16 protein-coding genes are annotated in these 22,191 nt (G+C 58.4%); 2 read left to right on the top strand and 14 right to left on the bottom strand.

Annotation, left to right across the window (positions count from 1 at the left end; genetic code table 11):
- Positions 1-18 precede the first annotated feature (18 nt).
- Positions 19-1,098, top strand: a complete 1,080-nt coding sequence (locus NYE92_RS02340; RefSeq protein WP_110286820.1) for a porin — start codon at positions 19-21, stop codon at positions 1,096-1,098.
- Between the two features lie 426 nt (positions 1,099-1,524).
- On the opposite strand, the gene NYE92_RS02335 is transcribed toward NYE92_RS02340, so the two are convergent.
- The 7 genes from NYE92_RS02335 to NYE92_RS02305 all read right to left on the bottom strand — a co-directional run bounded on the left by NYE92_RS02335 (position 1,525) and on the right by NYE92_RS02305 (position 9,006).
- Entirely contained in the window at positions 1,525-2,997 is a 1,473-nt protein-coding gene (locus NYE92_RS02335; RefSeq protein WP_014605981.1) for a YchO/YchP family invasin, read from the bottom strand.
- Positions 2,998-3,135: 138 nt separating this feature from the next.
- Positions 3,136-3,930: a glucose 1-dehydrogenase gene (locus tag NYE92_RS02330; RefSeq protein ID WP_013025553.1), complete on the bottom strand. Its 795-nt coding sequence runs from the start codon at positions 3,928-3,930 to the stop codon at positions 3,136-3,138.
- 12 nt (positions 3,931-3,942) lie between these two features.
- Positions 3,943-5,010: an ABC transporter permease gene (locus NYE92_RS02325; protein WP_014593577.1), complete on the bottom strand. Its 1,068-nt coding sequence runs from the start codon at positions 5,008-5,010 to the stop codon at positions 3,943-3,945.
- A 17-nt stretch (positions 5,011-5,027) separates the two neighbouring features.
- Positions 5,028-6,554 (bottom strand): sugar ABC transporter ATP-binding protein, encoded by a 1,527-nt coding sequence (locus NYE92_RS02320; protein WP_014593576.1) that lies wholly within the window; start codon positions 6,552-6,554, stop codon positions 5,028-5,030.
- A gap of 10 nt (positions 6,555-6,564) precedes the next feature.
- Positions 6,565-7,176 (bottom strand): DUF2291 family protein, encoded by a 612-nt coding sequence (locus NYE92_RS02315; RefSeq protein ID WP_126843002.1) that lies wholly within the window; start codon positions 7,174-7,176, stop codon positions 6,565-6,567.
- A gap of 45 nt (positions 7,177-7,221) precedes the next feature.
- On the bottom strand, positions 7,222-8,157 hold the full coding sequence (locus NYE92_RS02310) for a D-ribose ABC transporter substrate-binding protein (RefSeq protein ID WP_014593574.1): 936 nt from the start codon (positions 8,155-8,157) through the stop codon (positions 7,222-7,224).
- Positions 8,158-8,211: 54 nt separating this feature from the next.
- Positions 8,212-9,006, bottom strand: a complete 795-nt coding sequence (locus NYE92_RS02305) for a GolD/DthD family dehydrogenase (protein ID WP_259018464.1) — start codon at positions 9,004-9,006, stop codon at positions 8,212-8,214.
- 342 nt (positions 9,007-9,348) lie between these two features.
- Here NYE92_RS02305 and NYE92_RS02300 point away from each other — a divergent pair, with 342 nt between their 5' ends.
- Positions 9,349-10,161 carry a DeoR/GlpR family DNA-binding transcription regulator gene (locus NYE92_RS02300; RefSeq protein ID WP_013025547.1) on the top strand — a complete coding sequence of 271 codons (813 nt, stop codon included), beginning with the start codon at positions 9,349-9,351 and terminating at the stop codon, positions 10,159-10,161.
- A gap of 30 nt (positions 10,162-10,191) precedes the next feature.
- Here NYE92_RS02300 and cobA read toward each other — a convergent pair whose 3' ends face one another.
- From cobA to NYE92_RS02265, 7 genes are all read right to left on the bottom strand, one after another.
- Positions 10,192-11,013, bottom strand: a complete 822-nt coding sequence (gene cobA / locus NYE92_RS02295) for a uroporphyrinogen-III C-methyltransferase (protein WP_259018463.1) — start codon at positions 11,011-11,013, stop codon at positions 10,192-10,194.
- The gene (locus tag NYE92_RS02290; protein ID WP_259018462.1) at positions 11,010-13,631 is read right to left on the bottom strand and encodes a nitrate reductase; all 2,622 of its coding nucleotides are present in this window, start codon (positions 13,629-13,631) and stop codon (positions 11,010-11,012) included. The genes cobA and NYE92_RS02290 overlap by 4 nt, the downstream gene beginning before the upstream one ends.
- A complete protein-coding gene (nirB, locus tag NYE92_RS02285) occupies positions 13,628-17,701 on the bottom strand; it encodes a nitrite reductase large subunit NirB (protein WP_259018461.1) in 4,074 nt (1,357 codons plus the stop codon). The genes NYE92_RS02290 and nirB overlap by 4 nt, the downstream gene beginning before the upstream one ends.
- 10 nt (positions 17,702-17,711) lie before the next feature.
- Positions 17,712-18,500: an ABC transporter ATP-binding protein gene (locus NYE92_RS02280; protein WP_029568709.1), complete on the bottom strand. Its 789-nt coding sequence runs from the start codon at positions 18,498-18,500 to the stop codon at positions 17,712-17,714.
- 10 nt (positions 18,501-18,510) lie between these two features.
- Entirely contained in the window at positions 18,511-19,383 is an 873-nt protein-coding gene (gene ntrB / locus NYE92_RS02275) for a nitrate ABC transporter permease (protein ID WP_014605988.1), read from the bottom strand.
- A gap of 11 nt (positions 19,384-19,394) precedes the next feature.
- Positions 19,395-20,645 (bottom strand): CmpA/NrtA family ABC transporter substrate-binding protein, encoded by a 1,251-nt coding sequence (locus NYE92_RS02270; protein ID WP_015700444.1) that lies wholly within the window; start codon positions 20,643-20,645, stop codon positions 19,395-19,397.
- Between the two features lie 257 nt (positions 20,646-20,902).
- Complete coding sequence (locus tag NYE92_RS02265; protein WP_064373651.1) at positions 20,903-22,126, bottom strand: nitrate regulatory protein; 1,224 nt, start codon at positions 22,124-22,126, stop codon at positions 20,903-20,905.
- Positions 22,127-22,191: the final 65 nt, after the last annotated feature.

Below are 22,191 nucleotides of genomic sequence, written 5' to 3'. Positions count from 1 at the left end.
CCACAGGGTAAATAATAAATGATGAAGCGCACATTAGTGGCGGCATTAATGCCGTTACTGATCGGTCTGTCTACTGCTCAGGCCGCACAGATTTATAATAAAGACGGGAATAAGCTGGATTTCATTGGCAAGGTTAACGTTATGCGTCTTTTTTCAGACGATAATAGCAACAACGGTGACTCAAGTTATACCCGCATAGGTTTTAAAGGTGAAACGGCGATTACCGATCAGCTCACCGGTTACGGTTTCTGGCAGTACCAGTACAACCTGTCAAATTCTGAGGGCAGTGATGCCAATAGCGGCAGCAAAACCCGTCTGGGCTACGCCGGTCTGAAATTCGGCCAACTGGGTTCACTGGACTACGGCCGTAATTATGGCCTGGTTTATGACGCACTGGGCTATACCGATATGCTGCCTGTGTTTGGTGGCGACTCGGCTAACACAGATGCATTCCTGAGTCTGCGTTCGGGCGGCCTGCTGACCTGGCGCAATAAAGACTTCTTTGGTCTGGTTAAAGGCTGGAACGTCGCGGCGCAGTACGAAGGCAAAAACGATCGCACCAGCACCACTGATACAGGCCTGGAAGTGCGTCGCTCTAACGGCGATGGCTTTGCCCTGTCTACGTCCTATGACTTTGATTTTGGCCTGAGCTTTGTGGGCTCCTATGCCAGCCTGAATCGTATTGCGGCGCAAAACACTGCAGCCTTTGGTCGGGGTGAGAAAGCACAACTGTGGGCAACAGCAGCCAAATATGACGCTAATCAGATCTATCTGGCAGCCATGTACGGTGAAACCCTCAACGCGACTCCAATCAGCGGTGGTTTTGCAAATAAAACGCAAAATCTGGAAGTTGTGGCACAGTACCAGTTCCTGAACGGCTTCCGCCCTTCTGTGGGCTATGTCACCTCCAAGGCTAAAGACATTGAAGGGATTGGTGACGCCGACCTCTATAAATACACTTCTGTGGGTGCAACTTACTACTTCAACAAAAACATGTCCGTCTATGCGGAATACAAGTTTAACCTGTTGAAGAAAAACAATCCGCTGGGTAAAGCAACAGACGATATTACTGGCGTGGGCTTGACCTACCAGTTCTAATTACTCACCCTCATTGCAAAACGGCCCGGCCTGTGTCTGACGGGCCGTTTTTTCATCCGCCAGCCTAAGCCCGATGTTCCCACTCACACTTCAACCCCCTTTAGCAGCGCCAACGCTGGGAGTGAGAAATCACGTCGACGTTCAACAGCCTGCGGGTTCAATAATCACCCGCGCTGTCAGTTCGCGGATGAGATTTTCGATGATGTCAGCGCGTGCACTTCCGTCTGAAGATATCGCCGCAATCCCGGACGGGATCGGTAAAATACACAAAATGTCGCCTCGTGTCTGACTCGAGAAGGTGAATACGTCTGCGCATCCAGGCTGGCAGCAAGAAGAAGCAAGGCAACCCGGTGACCGCCATTTTTAAAAGATCGCAGGCACTTTCCCGCACGACAACATACTCTCTCTCTCGCTCTGTAACCTTGCTTATTCGCTAAAACTCAGGCTATTACTGGACGAGGGCATCTGGACAGCACCCTCAACCGCGGGCTCATCCATCGACAATGGCGCTTGCACTTTCAGGGTGATCCAGTTTGAAGTGACGCGCTGCTGTTTACTGTCTTCCACCGTGACCGACAGACGGTACTCATTGCTGGCGCCCGGCGTGCTGTCCCATGGGGGAACGATCACGCTCCAGCCATCAATGGCATTATTGTTCGGCGGTGATGTCAGGCTCAGTGCCTGAGTATCGCCCTGCCAGCTCAGCGCCTTAATGCTATGACTGGCGCGCAGTTGCAGCTTGAGCGGTACGCTCTCACCGGGATTAAGCTGCCACGGCGGCGTCGCCAGGAATACAGACAGCGTTTTACGCTGTCTGTAGGCCATCACCGGGTTTTGGCTGCGCGTCACCGTGTCGTAGCGGCTGCCCCGTAAGGAGCGAGCTTCCGCGACGTTATTGGCATCCAGCTGCTTGCTCAGCGCGACCCCAAAGCGGTAATTGAGTTTGAGGCCAAGCTGATCCTGGCTCTCTCCGGCACTGCTGGTTTTGTGGCTGGCCGAAATGGTCACCAGCGGCACGGGCGTATAAGACAGCCCCAGCGAGAGCGCCGCCGGGTTATGGTAACGGTTGCCGCTGTTAAACAGGTCAACCTTTTCCCCCAGATATTGCTGATAGCTGAATGATACGCCCAGCTGACGATAGAACGGCAAATAGCTTTGGGTGGTGATGTCGTAACCTTCGGCCATGCGGGACTGCTGGCTGTCACCGCGATTACGCCATCCGGACAAGGGATGATAGTAGTTAGCAGAAAAGCGCAGATTGTTGCTCCAGGCCTCAGTGCCCACCGAGGCGCGCTGAAGTCCAGTGCGAAAGCTACGATCGATAAAACTGTTGTACCCCAACAGCCAGTTGCCTGCGTCCCAGCGCTGACCCAGTCCGGCATTACCTACCACGCCTTCAACAGAGTCGTGCAGCCCAAGCTGACTGAACGTAAGGTAGCGATTCTCATCAGCCAGCGGGCTAAACAGATTGCCGCCGGTGCCGTCAAAGTTGCCGGCCATGTCCACGTTTAAGTTGAACTCGGCGTTGCCATAAGGCGACAGTAAAGACTGCCCTTCACTCTCAACCCGCGTCGCCACTTCGTCGCGCAGTCGGTCAAAAGCCCACTGCCCGGCCTGCTCGCCCAGGGTCAGATCACTGCTGCTTTCATTGGCTTCCGCAATACTTTTAGCCGCCTTCGCCAGCTTTTTGCTCCAGTCATGGTTATCTTCGACGTTGCCAAGAGAAGGAAGATCGTCCAGTGACTGGCGAAAACGCGTGGGATCGCTAAAAGGGGTTTCCGACACCTGATGATCCGTTTGCAGCGCACCGGCGGGCAGCGCCAGAAGCGCAGTCAGAGCAGCGAGAGAGAAAGTCACAGGTCTAAACATCAAATCATTACGTCCGGGCATAAAAATCATCAGGTGGTTTCTCAATGAGAATGATAAAACCAGCGCTAATTATTTTAGCATAATGTGACCCAGATTCATGACTTAACTCGATATTTGTGCATCTGCGAGCCGCCTGGCCGCATGTCGCGGCCAGACAACCCGCTTGTTTCAGGAAAAAATTAGCCCGCCATCAACATTAACGGTTTGTCCGGTAATGTAGCGCGCATCATCCGATGCCAGAAAGGCGACCAGCCCGGCAACGTCCTGTGGCTGCCCGGCCCGTTTAAGAGGAATGTTCTCTACCCACTCCGCCATCAGCTCGCCTTTACCATAGGTTTTTTGTTGCGTGCTCAGAATTTCGCCCCAGACGCGATCGTTGTAATCCCACATTTCGCTTTCGATGATGCCAGGGCAAAACGCATTAACCGTGATATTCCAGCGGGCCAGCTCCAGCGCCAGACTTTGCGTAATGCCAATGACGCCCATTTTGCTGGCAGCATAGTGCGGCGTGTAGATAAATCCTTTACGCCCCTGCCCTGAAGACGTGTTAATCAGGCTGCCGCCGTTTTGCTGCACCATGTATTTAGCGGCTTCACGACAGCACAGCCAGACGCCCGTGGTATTCACCGCCAGCACGCGTTCGAAATCGCTTTTGGGCATATTCCCGAAGGTATCAATCGTGATAATGCCCGCGTTCTGAACCGAAACGTCAATGCGGCCAAAGCGCTCAAATGCCTGCTGATACACCTGCTGCACATCGTTCTCATCGGTTACATCCGCCTGCAGGGCCAGAATCGCGTTGGCGATGGGCCGCAGGCTGTCCGCCGTGGCAAAAACACGTTCAGAATTGGATACCATCACCAGGTTTGCGCCGTCCTGGGCAAACCTGGCGGCAATGCCTGCGCCAATACCGCGACAGGCGCCGGTGATGACGACCGTTTTCCCACTAAAATCCCGGTTCATTGTGTTCTCCTGTTATCCATGACGAATGTCAGCATGGGGCACCGCCGGCGGCTGCTTATCATGGCGGCGCAGTAGTATCACTTTGCTTTGTAAACGCTGCTGGAACTGGTCAATCACCACGGCGGTGACAATCACCACGCCCTTGATCACCATCTGCCAGAAATCACTGACGCCCATCATCACCATGCCATCGGCCAGGAAAACAATCACGAAGGCACCGATAATGGAGCCCGACACGCGGCCACGGCCGCCTGCCAGCGCCGTGCCACCCAGCACCGTGGCACCGATGGCATCCATCTCAAACATGTTGCCTGTCATGGGGTGCGCGGTCTGCAGCTGAGAAGCCACCACCAGCCCAACTAATCCGGCACACAGCCCGGAAAAAGCGTAAACAAACACTTTGACTTTGATGATGGGCACCCCCGCCAGCCGCGCCGCCGACTCATTGCCGCCGGTGGCATAGATATAGCGCCCAAGCGGCGTTTTCCGTGTCAGGTACAGGCCAAGGAGTAAAAAGCCGATCATCAGCCAGATCGGAATAAAAACCCCCAGTACGGTGCCGGAACCCAGCAGTGCGAAACCGGTATTGCCCAGCGCGGGCATGCCAACCAGATTGGCGTAGGTGGCGCCATCGTTAAACAGCAGCGCTGCGCCACGGGCCACATACATCATGCCCAGCGTACAGATGAAAGGGGCAACGCCGAGGCGAGTAATTATCGTGCCGTTGACGATGCCCACCAGCGTGCCAAACAGCGCGACCGTGAGGATCACCTCCGGCACATTAAGAAACAGTCGCGCGCCATTCCACAGCGGCACGCCCGACGTCAGTAACGCGCCCGCCACCATGCCGCAGATCCCGGCGACGGCACCGACAGACAGATCGATACCTCCGGTCAGGATCACCAGGGTCATGCCGATAGCCAGCAGCCCGGTAATCGCCACGTGCTGGGTCATAATCAGCATGTTCGACGGCGTCAGGAAATTAGGCACCATCACGCTAAAAAAGCCGACCACGATCAGCAGCGCAATAAAGGTACGCGCCTTGAGTAAGTACATGTACAGCAGATATTTTTGATTCATCTTATTCTCCGGCAACCTCAGGCTTGCGGGGTGGATGCACTAATCAGTTTTTCGCGCGTGGCAGCGGCACGGGGCAAATCGGCAGTAATACGGCCATCGGCCATGACCAGAATCCGATCGGCGAGCGCCATGACCTCATCCAGTTCGGACGACGAAAACATCACCGCCAGCCCCTGCTGCGCCAGTTTGCCAATCAGGTGATACACATCGGTTTTGGCCCCGACATCAATGCCGCGGGTGGGCTCATCCAGCAACACCACCGCAGGTCCGGTCATCAGCGCTTTTCCCAGCACCACCTTCTGCTGATTTCCGCCGCTTAACGCGCTGATAGGCAACTCGCTGTCGCTGACTTTAATCGCCAGGTGCTGAATCATTTCATTGACACGCTGCCGTTCTTTGTCAGGGTGCACGATGCCCAGCGCCCGGCGAAAGCCGCGCAGGCTGAGATTCGACAAGGTCATATTGGCGCTAATCGACATCAGCTCGATCACGCCTTCACCTTTACGATCCTCCGGCACCAGCGTGATGCCGCGCTTCAGTCGCTGCTGGAAACTGCAGTTGTCCAGCCGCTGTCCACCTAACTGAATCTCCCCACGCTGACAAGGCAGTAACCCGGTTAATCCCTTAAACAGCTCTGTTCGCCCGGCACCCAGCAGGCCATAAATACCAATCACTTCGCCTTTGCGCAGGCTGAAACTCACCGCATTGAGCCGGTAGCCACCATTCTGATGCAGTGCGGTGAGCCCCGCCACCTGCAGCACCGTCTCGCCCTGCGGCGCGGGTTGATAGTCGAAGTGCTTTTTCTTGTCGCCAACCATTTGTTCAATGATCCAGGGCACACTGACGTCGCGCACCTCACGCGCGGCGATGAAACGCCCGTCCCGGAAAACCGTAATGTGGTCGCCAATCTCCATTAGCTCTTCCAGCCGATGGGAGATATAGATAATGGTGACGCCGCGTCGCTTGAGCTGTTCAATGACGTTGAACAGCACTTTAACTTCCGACTGACTCAGGGCGCTGGTCGGTTCATCCATAATCAGCACGCGCGTATCCTTCGACAGCGCGCGGGCGATCTCGACCAGCTGTTGATGACCAATGCCCAGCGCATCCAGCGCAGCATAGGGATCGACGTCCAGCTCCAGCCGTTCCAGCAGTGCTTTGGCCAGCTGATACTGATACTTTTCGTTGATGACGCCGCGCTGGAAGAACTCATTGGCGATAAAGATGTTGTCCATCACGTTCATATTCGGGAACAGGTTCAGCTCCTGAAAGATAATGCTTATGCCCAATTTTTCGGCCTGTTGGGTGGAGTGAAGCATCACAGGTTTGCCATCCAGCAGAATCTCGCCTGACGATGGGGATTCCACCCCGGCCAGCATCTTCATCATGGTGGATTTGCCGGCACCGTTTTCCCCGATGAGCACATTGACCTTGTTGCGATAAACCCGGTAGTTAACCTGATCCAGGGCGGTCACGCCGGGATAAACCCGCGACAGGCCGCGCGTCTCAATAATGACGTCGTCTTGCTGTTCAGTAACATGCATGATCACCTCCTCACTGACGCGTGATCTGGGCGGGCGTAATATCGGGTAGCGCGTGGGGAATGTCCCAGCTGCTAAAAACGCCGACCACGTCAACCCGGTCGCCCGGTTTTACGGCGGCGTTATGTATCATGGTGACCGCCTGCTGATTGATGGCTTTACCAAAGTCGCTAAACATCACCTGATCGTTAAAATCCTGATAGCTGGCCCCTTTGTAAGCATCCCGCAGCGCCGTCCCACGAATGATGGGCCCGATCTGAATAGTGACAGTGTCACCTGATGCCACTTTAACTTTCATTTTGCCGTTGCGTGAGGTGGTATCCAGCGCCGTGACTTCCCCACTCACGCTGACGCTGAATATGCAGGGATTCTCACTCTGCGCCCGGTAGCCCAGGGCGCGACAGGCGCTGTCCAGATCCTTCTCTGACTGCAGGCGCTGAGTGAGCTCGCCCAACGGCTTTGCCTGCGCCACGATCTGTGGCACCAGCTTCTGCTGCCAGAGTTGCCCGATATTGGCCATGTGAGGATTCGGGGGATTCTTGAGGTCGGCCAGTTCCTGCTGCGACACAATACGACAGCTACCCAGTGCCATCACGATCGGTATCAGCCAGAGTCGGTTGTACATGACATTCTCCCTGGCGCCCGTCAGTACGGGCGCGACAACAATGGATTACGACTTGTAGTTAAAGTCCTGTACGTTTTTTGCATTGTCCGGCGTGATCAAAATGCCGCGAAACATCACGCGCTGCTTCTCAGGCTTCACGCCTTTCTGAATGTAATTATCAAGATCGGTTACGCCCTGAGCGGCAATGGCCTGCGCCTGGAGCATCACGGTGGCTTTTAACGTTCCGGCCTGCACCGCATCGCGTTCATCGTTACTGCCATCAATGCCGACGACCACGACATCATTGCGTCCGGCTGCTTTCAGGGCGGCAATGGCGCCTAACGCCACCGGGCCGTTACCACAGATAACGCCTTTTACATCCGGGTGAGCCTGCAGAATACTGTCCATGATGCGCTTGCCGTCGATCAACGTGCCTTTGGCATCCTGACGCGCGACGCTTTGCATATCCGGATACTGTTCCAGCACCTGATGGAAGGATTTCGAACGGGTGACGCAGTTATTGTCGGCGAGGTTGCAGGTCAGCTCGGCGTATTTCCCTTTTTCTCCCATTTTCTCAACAAACACGTTGGCCACATCAGAGCCCGCCTGGAAGTTATTGTGGGTAATCTGTTCCAGCGCCACGTCATCTACCGGAATTTCACGGTTGATCAGCACCACCGGAATACCGGCCTGTTTGGCTTTTTGGATGGCCGCCACGCTGGCCGTGGAATCCGCGTTGTCCAGGATAATGCCCTGCACTTTTTTGCCGATAGCCGCATCAATCAGCTCGTTCTGCTTCTTAACGTCTTCACCGTGAGAGAGCACCGAGGTTTTGTAGCCCAGCGCCTGAGCTTTCACGTTGGCGCCCTTGGCCTCCGAGGCGTAATAAGGGTTATCCAGTGAGTTAACCAAAATCATAATGGTGCCTTTCTCAACCGCCAGCGCGGTGTGAGAAAACAAACAGGCCGCAAGCGTGGTGCATAGCAACGTCGTTTTTTTCATGGTGTGTCTCGCTATTAGGGTGTTGGCAGAGGAAAACGAAGCCTGGCGGTGGCCTTACCAGATGGTAAAGCCACCGTCGATCATCAGGTCGGCCCCGGTAATCATGTCGCTGCCGTTGCTGGCAAAAAACAGCACGGCGGCGGCGATCTCGTCGGTGTAGGCAAAGCGGCCTAACGGGATCAGTTTTTTCATTTCGTTGCCCTTCTCACCGCGCCAGGCTTTTTCCCCCATCGGGGTCAGCACCACAGTGGGCGACAGGGTGTTCACGTTAATGCGGTGCGGAGCAAACTCTTTCGCCATCACTTTGGTCATGCCCAGTAACCCGGCTTTGGCGGAGGTATAAGCAACGTGGTTGTCGATAGCGATGGACGCCGCCTGAGAGGCGATATTGATGATCTTGCCGCCGTTGCCCGCCTTGACCATCTGCTTGCCCGCAGCCTGTGAGCACAGAAAAGGCCCGGTCAGGTTCACGGCGATCTGCTTTTGCCACTCGGCAAAATCGGTTTCCAGCACGGGCTGAAGCATCACGTAGCCGGCACAGTTCACCAGAATGTCGATATGACCGTAGTGATCAACAATGGCGTCGAACGCCTGCTCAACGTCGGCAGGATCGGTTACATCGCAGCAAATAAACTGCACCTGTCCGGCCAGGGCTGCGCGCGCACTGTCGACCTTATCCGCTTCAAAGGGCGGATAAAGCAGCGCCAGGCTCGCCCCTTTCTCCAGCAGCATCTTATTACTGGCCATGGCGATGCCGCCCAGCCCGCCCGTCACCACGGCCACTTTGCCGCTCAGATTCATTGTGGTGTCTACGCCATAGCGCAGGTTAACGTCATATTCACCGCTCATCCGACTGTCCTCTCTGGTATTTTATTTGCCGCATTCATTTTCGAACAAAAATATAAGCTATCGAATTGATGGTTAATGTGGCTAAGATCAAATTTCACAACACTGCGTGCCTGGCGGCGTGATTCGCTTCAAAGCGCGTGATCCCGGTTGCAAACTGACTGAGTAATATGGATTGTGTTGCTGTCGCGAAGGTGAAAGGGATAAAGCATGGCGCATATTGACTTTCGAACGAAAATAAACATCTTTTCATGCTGACTCGCAAAGGCGAAATCTGCGGGTTAAACTCTGCGACAACGCGTTATCGCTATAAGCCCGATGCGATTAAAAGAGGGAGCGTTTCGATTGAAAAGCAAGACTGAGCAGCTAGCTGAAATGCAGCAGCGTCGTGACAAGATCCTGGAGATGATTCGGGAGGACGGGACGGTGACGGTGAAAGCGCTGACGAAAACGTTCGGGCTGACCGAGGCCACGCTGCGAACCGACCTGCGGATGTTGCAAAAGCAGGGTTTCGTGCAGCGCTACCACGGCGGCGCGACCCTGATGACCGGCAAACAGAATACCGGCCTGCTGCAGCTGGAACGTCAGACCCACATGGAAGAAAAAGACGCGATTGGGCGCCTGGCAGCCCAGCATATCGAAAACGGTGATACGGTGATTTTCGATTCTGGCACCACCACCACGGCTATCGCGGATGCCATCAGCCACATCCGGCGTTTATCGGTAGTGACCACCGCCGTGAATATCGCCCTGAAGTTGGGCGGCGAGCCCGGGATCAATGTGCTGCTGACGGGCGGGACCTTTAAATTTCCGACGCTTTCAACGTCCGGAGACAAGGCCGCCAGCTTCTTTGAAAACGTGCTGTCAGAAAAACTGTTTCTCGCCACCGCCTGTATCTCGCCACGGCTCGGCCTGAGCTTTCCCAGCGAAACCGACATCAAAGTAAAAATGGCGATGATCAAATCCGCCAGCACCGTCTACGTCGTGGCCGACTCCAGCAAGATTGATAAGGTCTCGATGTTTGCGCTGCCCTGCGACTGGAGCCACATCCACTACCTGATTACCGACAGCGGGATCAGCCAGGCGCACATCTCCGCGTTTGAGGCATTGGGCGTTAAGGTGCTGGTTGCGCCCTTACCCGCTCGCCGCGCCCCCTGATGTTAACGCGTAGCCTTGGCGACCTGATTATCACGCCTGGCAAATGGCCGCCTCTGCGCCCAGCCTGACAAGCAGGTCGGCTCGATAGTAGCGAACCACGTCTCCGACGATCAACAACGACGGCGACACCGGTTTATGCTGCGCGATCGTCTCTGGCAGCCCTGCCAGCGTGGTCACTAACACCCGCTGATCCTGGCGCGTGCCGTTTTCGATAATGGCGACCGGCGTATCCTCCCTGCGGCCATACTCACGCAGACGGCTGCTAATGACGCTGCTCCAGCTCAGCCCCATGTAAAACACCAGCGTCTGATTACTGGCTGCCAGCGCGGCGGCATCCAACTGAGGCTCACCGCTGCGCCCGTGTCCGGTAATAAAGCGCAGGGACTGGGCGCAATCCCGGTGCGTCAGCGGAATCCCGCTTGCGGCGGCACAGCCGACGGCAGCCGTAATGCCGGGCACGACCTCACAGACAATGTCAGCCTGCTGCAGGCTCACCATCTCTTCGCCACCGCGACCAAAGATAAAGGGATCGCCGCCTTTCAGGCGCACGACGTTGCGCCCGCTGAGCGCCAGATCCACCAGCAGTTGATTGATCTGCGCCTGTTTCAGGCCGTGGTGACCGGGCCGTTTACCCACGTCGATGCAGAGCGCGCTGTCCGGCACTTCCGCCATGACCGCCTCACTCACCAGGCGATCGTAAACCACCACTTCAGCGCCGTGCAGTAAACGCAGCGCTTTTACCGTCAGCAGGTCGACATCGCCCGGCCCGGCGCCCACTAACCAGACGCGGCCGGGGCGGGACACGTTTTCGGGCGCCAGCAGTTTATCTAAGGTGTGAATAGCCAGCGTCATAATTCCTCCGGGACAGAGACGGAAAGCAGAAGGTGTTTTAGCTCCGGCAGGCAGGAGCCACAGTTGGTGCCACATTTGAGCGCTTTGCCCAGTGCCTGGGTGCTGTGGCAGCCCTGACGAATAGCATCAAGAATCGTTTGTTCGCCCACGCCATAGCAGCTACAGATAATGCGTCCGGTCGCCGGGGCCTGCGCCGCCTGGCCTGCCAGCAGCGCGTGGCGTTCAGCGGCGTCCGCCGGTGCCTGACGAAAGGCCTGAGCGACCCTGTCGTGCTGGATTTCAGGTAAACGCTGGTCAGCATAAAAGGCCAGCTGCAGTTCACCGTCGCGCCATGCCAGAAGTCGATAGCTGTGGCCGCCATCGCTGGCGGTCTGCAGTTGCAACCCTTCAACGCTGAACTGAGACGCCAGCCAGCGCTGCGGCTGGTCCTCTCCGGCCAGCGCAAAGCGATGCGCGCCCTCATGCGGGGTGCGCGCCCAGTAACGCAGCCCGGCCGGTAGCGCACTGTTTCTCTGCCAGAGCCAGCCCTGCCAGCGGGGTTGTAATAACTGAATTCGCACCGCTGTCTGTTTAAAGGCGGGCTGAGCCGAAACCGGGCAGCGGGTCGCGGCCACTAAACCCCCGACGTTACCCTGCAGGCTGAACTGGCGGTTCCAGTGCATCGGCACAAACAGCTCCCCGCGCCGCAGACCGCTGTCCAGCGTCACGCGCACCACCATCCATCCCCATTCAGACTGCACGCGCGCCAGCGCGCCGGCAAACAGGCCATAACGGCGCGCCTCTTCCGGATGCAAGGCGGCAAAAGGTTCGTCACAGTGCTGCATCAGGCGAGGCACCAGGCCGGTGCGCGTCATGGTGTGCCACTGATCGCGTACGCGCCCGCTGTTCATCAGTAAGGGATAACGAGCACTGCGCTCTAAAGGCGGCGGCGTGGCCGGTGGCAGCAGCCGTGCCTTGCCATCGGGATGATAAAAACGCCGGTCGCTGAACAGCCGGGCACAGCCTTGTGGGTGACGGGCATTGACGGGCCACTGAACAGGCGTCAGCGCATCCCACTCGGCATCGCTGAGCTGTGCCAGGCCGCTGATATCAAAAGCGCGTTCGCCCGCGTTCTCAAAGCCGGACAGCGCCGCATGCTCGCGGAAGATCGCCGCCGGATGGGTCCAGTTAAATGCCTGACCGAACCCCAGCCGCTGCGCCACCTGCGCCAGCAGCCACCAGTCGGGTTTGGCTTCCCCGGCGGGCGCAACAAACGCACGCTGACGGGAAATACGGCGTTCAGAATTGGTCACGGTGCCGTTTTTTTCGCCCCAGCCCTGGGCGGGGAGCAGAATATGGGCAAAGGCTGTGGTATCCGTGTGCGCCAGCACGTCGGAGACGATCACCAGCGGACAGTTGGCCAGTGCCCGGGCCACGCGATTGCCTTCCGGCATTGACACAGCCGGATTGGTGCCCATGATCCAGACGGCTTTAACCTCTCCCCGATCGATCGCGTCAAACAGCGCCACGGCGGTTAGTCCGGGCTGGCGGGCAATGGTCGGGCTGTGCCAGAAACGCTGTAAACGATCGCAGTCCGCTTCGTTAAAGCTCATGTGTGCCGCCAGCTGGTTGGCTAAGCCGCCCACTTCACGTCCGCCCATGGCATTGGGCTGGCCGGTGAGTGAAAACGGCCCACAGCCGGGACGGCCTATTTTTCCGCTGAGAAGATGCGCATTAATTATCGCATTATTGTTATCACTGCCGCTCTGTGACTGGTTGATGCCCATGCACCACAAGGTCAGGACCCGATCACGCTGGGCAAACAGCTGATAAAAGGCCACCACCTGCGCATCGCTGAGATCGCAGTGTTCCGCAACTTCAGCTATTCCCCACTGGCTGGCTGCCTGCAGGGTGGCTTCAACGCCGTCCAGGTGCGGCAGCATTGTCGCCTCAATGCCCTGATTCTGGGCCAGCCAGCGCAGCAGGCCTGAAAACAGAGCCGGATCGCTGCCCGGCCGCACCGCCAGGTGGAGATCGGCGATATCACAGCTGGCGGTTCGGCGCGGATCGATCACCACCACCTGCATCTCCGGCCGCTGCTGTTTCGCCTGTCTGAGTCGCTGAAAGATGACCGGATGGGCCCAGGCCGCGTTAGAGCCGACCATCACAATCAGATCCGCCTGCTCCAGATCCTCATAGCAGCAGGGTACCGCATCCGCCCCGAGCGCCCGCTTATAGCCCACCACCGCTGAAGCCATGCAGAGGCGCGAGTTGGTATCGATATTGGCGACGCCAAGAAAGCCTTTCATCAGCTTGTTGGCTACGTAGTAATCCTCCGTGAGCAACTGGCCTGAGCCATAAAAGGCCACGGCCTCAGGGCCGTGCTCTGCGATAATCTTTCGAAGCCCGTCAGCGGCGGCATCCAGCGCCGCCGCCATGCTGACCTGCTGTTGATGAATACAGGGATGCAGCAGGCGTCCCGTCCGGGTCAGTGTTTCCCCCAGCGCGGCCCCTTTAACGCACAGTCGCCCGCCGTTGGCCGGATGCAGCGGATCGCCATTCACCTGTGCAGATTCGCTGTGTTGCAGGGTCACCTCGACGCCACAGCCCACGCCGCAATAGGCACAGGTCGTTTTCATGATGCCTGCGCCATCAGGTTAATCGGACGGTTAGCGACCCAGACCTGGCCATCCTCCAGCTTCACCGGCCAGCAGCGCAGCTGATACTGCGGATCATCCAGACTTTGGCCGTCGCGCAGGCGCACGCGCTGTTTGTAGAGCGGTGAAATAACGACGGGTTCACCGGCCACATCGCCGAGGATGCCTCGCGACAGCACGCTGGCGTCGCTGCCCGGCTCGCGATCTTCCAGTGCATAACAGTCGTCGCCGAAACGGAACAGCGCAATGCGCACGCTGCCGAGGCGCGCACCGATCCCCGCTTCGGCCGGAATGACATCCAGCGAACAGACTTCGCTCCAGGTTTCGGCGGGCAGGTGCATCAGCGGAATACTGCTGGCGGTGTGCGGCTGACGCTGACCGCGTACGCGCGCATAGTGCAGCGTTTCATCCGGCTGATCGCTGTTCACCGTGGCGGTAAACAGCGCACGGCGCGATGGCTCTGCCAGCGTGGTCTGCCATTCACACTGATACGTTTCCACAACCTGCTGCATTTCCTGCTCCAGCACTGCGGCAATACCGAGGCTGTCATTGATCACGACGTCGCGCAGGTAATCCAGGCCGCCTTCCATGTTATCCATCCAGACGCTGGTGCGCTGTAAGCGCTCCGCCGTGCGCACGTAGAACATCAGAATGCGATCGACATAGCGGATCAGGGTTTCATCATCCAGATCGCTGGCAAACAGCTCGGCATGGCGCGGTTTCATGCCGCCATTGCCGCACACGTACAGGTTCCAGCCCTTTTCTGTGGCGATCACCCCAATATCTTTGCTCTGCGCTTCCGCACATTCGCGGGTACAACCCGAGACGGCCATTTTGATTTTGTGCGGCGCGCGCAGGCCTTTGTAGCGATTCTCCAGATCGATGGCGAAGGCGGTGGAATCCTGCACGCCGTAGCGACACCAGGTCGAGCCCACACAGGATTTCACCGTACGCAGCGACTTCCCGTAGGCATGGCCGGTTTCAAAGCCTGCTGCCAGCAGGGTTTCCCAGATCTCAGGCAGTTGATCCAGCCGTGCGCCAAACAGGTCGATGCGCTGACCGCCGGTAATCTTGGTGTAGAGATCGTAACGTGCCGCCACTTCGCCAATGGCGATCAGCCCCTGCGGCGTGATCTCCCCGCCCGGCACGCGCGGCACGACGGAATAGGTGCCGTCTTTCTGGATATTGGCAAAGTAGCGATCGTTGGTATCCTGAAGCGGCAGATGGGCCGGTTTCAGCAAATAGTCATTCCAGCACGAGGCCAGCAGAGAACCGACCAGCGGTTTACAAATCTCGCAGCCGCAGCCGCGCCCGTGGCGCGCCAGCAGGTCATCGAAGGTTTTGATTTCGTTGATGCGGATCAGGTGATAAAGCGCCTGACGTGAATAGGCAAAATGTTCGCAGATATCTTTTTTCACCTCAACGCCCAGGTCTTCCAACTGGAACTCCATCACCTGCTTCACCAGTGCCGAGCAGCCGCCACAGCCCGTCGCGGCTTTGGTGCAGCTTTTAATGCTGGCCATATCGCCGCAGCCACTCTGCACCGCCTGGCAGATATCGCCTTTGCTGACGTTGTGGCAGGAGCAGATCTGGGCGCTGTCGGGCAGCATGGCAACGCCCAGACCTTTGGCTGGCGCACCCTGCAGCGCAGGCAGAATCAGCCCTTCCGGCGCCTCGGGCAGCGGCATCGCGTTTAACATCATCTGCAGCAGCGTGGCATAGTCGCTGCTGTCACCGACCAGCACGCCGCCCAGCAACCGCTTACCGTCAGCGCTGACCACAATTTTCTTATAAATGCCTTTCGGACCGTCGGCCCAGAAGTAGCTCAGGCTGCCTGCCGTTTTCGCGTGCGCATCACCAAAAGAGGCCACTTCCACGCCCAGCAGCTTCAGTTTGGTGCTCATATCGGCCCCGCTGAACCGGGCTGGCTCGGCGGCCAGATGCCCGGCCAGCACGCGCGCCATCTGATAGCCCGGCGCCACCAGGCCAAAAATTTGTCCGTTCCACAGGGCACATTCGCCGATAGCGTAGATATCGTCATCGCTGGTCTGGCAGACGTCATTGATCGTAATGCCGCCGCGTGGGCCAACGCTGATATCGGCGGTGCGGGCCAGCTCGTCACGCGGCCGGATGCCCGCAGAGAACAGCACCAGATCGGTGGCCAGTTCGCCACCATCGGCAAAGTGCAGCACCAGGCTTCCGTCTGGCTGGGTCGCAATCTGTTCAGTCTGCCTGGAGGTGTGAACCGTCACGCCCAGTGAATCAATTTTCTGCCGCAGCATCAGCGCGCCGCCTTCGTCCAGTTGCACGGCCATCAGGCGCGGCGCAAACTCAACGACGTGAGTTTCCAACCCCAACTGCTTCAGCGCATTGGCGGCTTCCAGCCCCAACAGGCCACCGCCGATGACCACACCGCGCTGGCTTTTACCGGCACAGGCGGCGATCGCATCCAGATCGTCCAGCGTGCGGTACACAAAGCAGCGTTCGCCCTCATGTCCCGGCACCGGAGGCACAAACGCGCGCGAACCGGTCGCCAGCACCAGTTTATCCCAGCACAGTGCTCTGCCGTCGCTGTCGTGCAGGCTACGCTGCTGACGATCGATCGCCTCCACCCGACAGCCGCTGCGCAGTTCAATGCCGTGTTGGGCAAAAAAGTCCTCGCCAACCAGCGAGAGCTGCGCGGCCTCTTTGCCGGTGAAGTACTCAGACAGGTGCACGCGATCGTAGGCCGGATGGCGCTCTTCGCCGTACACCACGACGTGATACTGCTGATGCAGATCACGCGCTACCAGCTGTTCCAGAAAATGGTGGCTGACCATGCCGTGACCCACGACGGCTAATACAGGTTTAGAGTGATTCATCACGGGGTTTCCTGCAGCCTGCGGCTGCGTTTCAGGTTCATCAAGGCCAAACAGCGTATTGACAGAAACCTGCCTGGCGTTATGCAGTTGGTTCAGCAACGCGGCACCCTGCTGGCAGTCGCCATACAGCAGCACACCGTTGAGCCGCCCCTGTTTGAGAAAAAGACGTCGATAGTGACCGGAAAGCGGATCGAAACTGGTGACGGAAGGGGCTTCACGGATATCACCCGCGCTGAACAGCGCGATCCCGCTCACCTTAAGACGCGTGCCGGTGGCTTCACTGTAGAAATCAGCCTGAGGACATCCCGCCAACTGGGCGGCCAGCACCGCCGCCTGCGCCAGGCAAGGCGCAACCAGGCCAAAGGTTTCTCCGCTGATTTCACAGCATTCGCCGACCGCATAAATCCCGGCTTGGGCGGTGCGTAACTGCCGATCCACCAGAACGCCGCGCTGACAGGGAATGCCTGAGGCCTGGGCCAGGGCGATGTCTGGCTGCACGCCCGTTGCGATAACGACCTGCGCCGCCGCCAGCTTTCGGCCATCGTTGAGAGTCAGTGACTGCGGGCCGATTTCTGCGACACTGCAATTCAGTTCACAGCGGATACCGCGTGCGCTGAGCTGGGCAAGCAGTAATTCCCCTGCCATGGCGTCCAGTTGCCGGTCCAGTAAGCGCGACTGACGATGTACCAGCGTGACATCGCGCCCTTGCGCCTGAAGGGCTGCCGCGGCCTCAATGCCCAGAAAACCGCCGCCGGCGACCACGACCGGCCCGCTACCGGCCAGCAGTAAATCCACATCCTCCAGCGTGCGGAAAGCCGTTACGTGCGGCAGATCGATGCCTGCCACCTGCGGCATGCGCGGTTGCGATCCGGTCGCCAGAATCAGACGATCCCAGTGCAGCAGGCGCTGGCAGGTGCGCAACGTGCGCGCCGCCACGTCGATCTGCTCAGCCGTTTCCCCGGCCAGCAAGGTGATGCCCTGGCGCGCGTACCAGTCACGATCGTGAATCTGGATTTGCTCCACGGTTTTTTCGCCAGCCAGCAGCGGCGACAACAGCACGCGGTTGTAGTTACCGTGTGGTTCACGGCCAATGACCGTAATGTCATAACGCTCCGGCGCCAGCTGCAACAGCGTTTCCACGGTGTGCATGCCCGCCATCCCGTTACCGACCACCAGCAGCCGTTGTCTCATGGTGTTTTCCTTACGCCGCCGAGGTCTGTTTTTCGTAGAGAAAATGCAGCACTTTTTGGCGCAGCTGGTGATAGCGCGCATCCTCAGCCAGCGCCACGCGCGAACGCGGTCGGGGTAAATCGACGGTAAGTATGTCCCCCACCTGGGCGGCCGGGCCGTTGGTCATCATCAGGACCCGATCAGAAAGCAGCACGGCCTCATCCACGTCGTGGGTGATCAGCACAATGGTGGTATTTAACTCCTGCTGAATACGCATCACGCTGTCCTGCAGGTGCGCGCGGGTTAACGCATCCAGCGCGCCGAACGGCTCGTCGAGCAGTAAAACGCGCGGCTTCATTGCCAGGGCGCGGGCGATGCCGACGCGCTGCTTCATCCCACCAGAGATCTCGCCGGGACGCTTGTGCAGGGCATGGCTCATTTGCACCCGGTTGAGGTTGTGCTCGATCCAGTCGTGCATCGCCGCCTTGTTCATCTTGCCTTTAAAAACCTGCTGCACCGCCAGTTCGACATTCTGAAACGCCGTCAGCCACGGCAGCAGAGAGTGGTTTTGAAACACCACCGCCCGCTCAGGGCCGGGACCGGTGACCTCGCGGTTATCGCACAGCAGCACGCCGCTGGTGGGTCGGGTCAGGCCGGCAATCAGGTTAAGCAGCGTGGATTTACCGCAGCCGGAGTGACCGATCAGACTCAGGGTTTCGCCCTGATGAATATCGAAACTGACGTTGTCCAGCGCCAGAAAATCGCCGCCCGAGGTGGTAAAGCGCTGGCTGACCTGTTGTACGCGAATGATAGGTTGCATGATGTTCCCCTTATTTATCCCAGCTAAAACGACGCGCCAGCAGCATCAGTCCCTGCTCAAGCAGCAGGCCGACCACACCAATCAGCAGAATGGCAATCAGGATGTTTTCAACGTTCAGGTTGTTCCATTCGTTCCAGATCCAGAAGCCAATGCCCAGACCGCCCGTCAGCATTTCAGCCGCGACAATCACCAGCCAGGCGATGCCAATCGAGAGGCGCACCCCGGTGAGGACGGCAGGCAGCACGGCGGGAAACAGGATGCGGCGCATAATGGTCCATTCAGAGAGCTGCAGCACGCGCGCCACGTTGAGGTAATCCTGCGGGATGCGCTGCACGCCTTCTGCGGTGTTGATGATCATCGGCCAGATCGAACAGATAAAAATGGTCCAGCTTGAGGCCGGTTCCGCCCGCTGGAACAGCAGCAGACCGATAGGTAACCAGGCCAGCGGACTGACCGGACGCAGCAAGGCGATAATGGGATTGAACATGCGCGCCACAAAGGTGAAACGCCCCAACAGAAAGCCGGCGGGAATACCCACCAGCGCCGCCAGACCGAACCCGATGGCCACGCGCTGCAGCGAGGCCAGAACGTTCCAGCCAATGCCCTGATCGTTAGGGCCGTTGTTATAAAACGGATCGGCAAACAGGACTTTCGCCGCCGCCCAGGTCGCGTAAGGCCCCGGAAAGCCCTGGCTGTACAGCGCCGCGATCTGCCATACCAGAAGCAGGAGCAGGACACCGCACAGCGCCGGAATACAGCGCTGTAGCAGCGGACGCAGGCGCGCAGGCGGGCGCACTTTTTTAGGCGTGACCTGGAGGGAAACCACCGTTGCCTGAGTGGGCGTATTGACCGGCTGCGCCAGTGGACGAGTCTGGGTTTTCATCAGGGCCTCTCTTAACGTTTGATCGCGAAGCTGGCGGCGTAGGCGGCGGGATCGGTGCCATCCCATACTTTGCCGTCCAGTAAAGTGCTGCTGCGCATGTCGCTGCCGGGCAGCGTGACGTTGCCGACCGCGCTGGCAGCCTGTTTGTAGATATCAATACGGTTAATCTGCCTGGCGACTGCCAGATAATCGGGATCGCTGGTGAGCATGCCCCAACGCTTAAGCTGGGTCAGGAACCACATGCCATCGGAGAGATAAGGGAAGCTGACGCTGCCGTCGTGAAAGAAACGCATCGCATGGGGATCCTGCCATTTTTGACCCAGTCCGTTTTCGTACTGGCCCAGCATGCGCCCTTCCAGCGTCTCGGGTTTGGTGTTGATCCAGGCGCGTCCGGACAGTACCTGCGCCGTTTCACGTCGGTTATCGTCTGACGCATCGATCCAGCGCGCGGCTTCCAGCACCGCAGACGTGAGCGCGCGGGCCGTATTCGGGTTCTCTTTGACCCACTCTGCGCGGGTGCCCAGAATTTTTTCCGGATGATCCGGCCAAATCTGCTGGCTGGTGGCGGCGGTGAAACCAATATTGTCGCTGATCGCCCGCTGGTTCCACGGCTCTCCCACGCAGAAGCCGCTCATGTTACCAATCTTCATATTCATCACCATTTGCGGTGGCGGAACCACGACGGTGCGCACGTCCTCAAACGGATTGATACCAGCGTTAGCCAGCCAGTAATAGAGCCACATGGCATGGGTGCTGGTCGGAAAGGTATGCGCGAAGGTCATGCTGCCCTTCGCCTGGCTGTCGATAGACTTTTTCAGGCTGGCGCCATCGGTCACCTTCTGCGCCTTGAGCTGGTTTGACAGTGAGATGGCCTGACCGTTGTTGTTTAACGTCATCAGGTTCGCCATATCGTGCTGAGGACCGGCGACGCCCAGCTGCAGGCCATAGATCAGGCTGTAAAGTACGTGTGCTGCATCCAGTTCACCCGAGGTGAGTTTATCGCGTACCGCCGCCCAACTTGCTTCTTTGCTGGCCTGCAGCGTCAGGCCGTATTTCTTGTCAAACCCCTTTACCGAGGCCATAACCACCGGCGCGCAGTCGGTCAGTGGAATAAAGCCGACGCGCACGGTCGGTTTTTCTGGCGCGTCGGAACCTGCCGCCCATACCGCGTTGCGCAATCCCGGCAGCAGCCAGAGTCCACCGACGGCGGCGCCGGATAACAGCAGTTGACGACGAGAGAGTGAAACTGGCGATTTGCTCATCTTTACCACCCTGAAGAAATAAAAAAAGGCGTCCTCCCCACTGCTCTCGCAAGGGGACGGACGCCTTTATCCAAAGCACTCGCTCTACCGCCGTTGGCAAAGCAAATACGTACACTCTTTAAGGTAAAGCAAACCGCGTGCCAGAATTATTTGCCGTCACGTCTGCCCTGCGCGGCGAGAGGTGGCGGATTTTTAATCGTTTTTGCACGTTGGTGACGCAGGTCACGCACAAGCGTTGTGCAGCTAACCCTTTCGGGTTAGCGCTTCACTGTGGCCGCGACCGTCACGATCGCCTGGGCGATTTCCGGCAGCCGTTTGTTTTGATCCATCGCGCTTTTGCGCAGCGTCTGCCAGGCCTTTTCTTCGCTCAGGCCATGCTGCTGCATCAGCCAGTTTTTAGCCTGATCGAGCAGCTTGCGCTCTTCGAGCGTGGCGCGCATGGCGGCCAGCTCATTGGCCTGGCGCTGCAGATGCTGAGACTGCTCACCAATCAGCGACAGTAACGATCGCCCCAGCTGTGGGGCGAGGCCTTCGCTGTTAAGCGCGGTGGGCCGGGTAGCCAGCCAGTCTGCGCCAGACACATAGAGCGTGAAGTCACAGCCTGACGGCGTCACGCTCAGGGGCGCGCCAGCCTGATGCTGCGCCAGGGCGATAGCGTCCCGGCAGTGCGCCATCAGCACGGCAGACAGTTGGTCCTCCAGCGACTTCATTTGATCGATGCGCTCAGATAGCAGCGAGAACCAGTGCAGCGCCCCGCTGTCGTCGCGCCTGCCGTCGGTACAGGCGATGCGCCTCAGCCGCTCAATTTCCCGGCTGGGCTGCGCCAGCGGCTGCCAGTTGCGCAGCACGGTCTCATCGGCAAACTGCTGAAAGGTATTAAAGCTCTGTTCCTGCGCCTCAATAAGCGCCACCATCGTGCTGCGCTGTTCGGCCGTAAACTCCCCGGCCGCAAATCCGGCCGCGCCCTGGGCCCGCTCCTGTCCCGTCAGCTCTTTGCCCTGCATAAAGCTGAACAGGGCGATAAGTGCCCGGGTAATTTCCGGATGGCTGGCGGTGTCGGCCGCTTCAAACACCAGATTAAGCAGGCTACGAATAATCGCATTGAACGCCGCCATCGCCTGCGCATGTGTGACGTCCTGACGGGCGATCTTCTGGCGCAGAACCGGCAAGTCTGCCAGTGCCTGTAACGCTGTCGCGATCAGGTTGCAAAAACGGCTGTATCCGGGTTGAGCCTCCGCTCTGGGTAATGCCCGGCTGAACGCAAGCTGGCTCCGGCTGACATCCTGCTCACTTGCACTGCGCTCGTCGCCATACAGCCGCCCTTGCGAACAGATCCACAGGTTGCTGGCCCCCCGTTCGCGCTGCAGCTGATGAACCAGCTCGCTGACCGTAGTAATTAATTTACCGGTCTGCCGAAGTCGCTCCAGACTGGCAATATCGCTTTGCCGTGAGGCCTGCAACCAGCTCAGTGCGTCATCCATTGCTCAACCCTCTGAATGCAAAAAAAGAGTCAAGCAAAAGCCGTGCCGCTTCCGATCGCAGGGCC

This window comes from Pantoea sp. B566 (genome assembly GCF_024793925.1).
GTDB classification, from domain to species: Bacteria; Pseudomonadota; Gammaproteobacteria; order Enterobacterales; family Enterobacteriaceae; genus Pantoea; species Pantoea ananatis.
The sequence above is the reverse complement of the archived record's forward strand: the minus strand, read 5'-3'. Positions and strand labels throughout refer to the sequence as shown.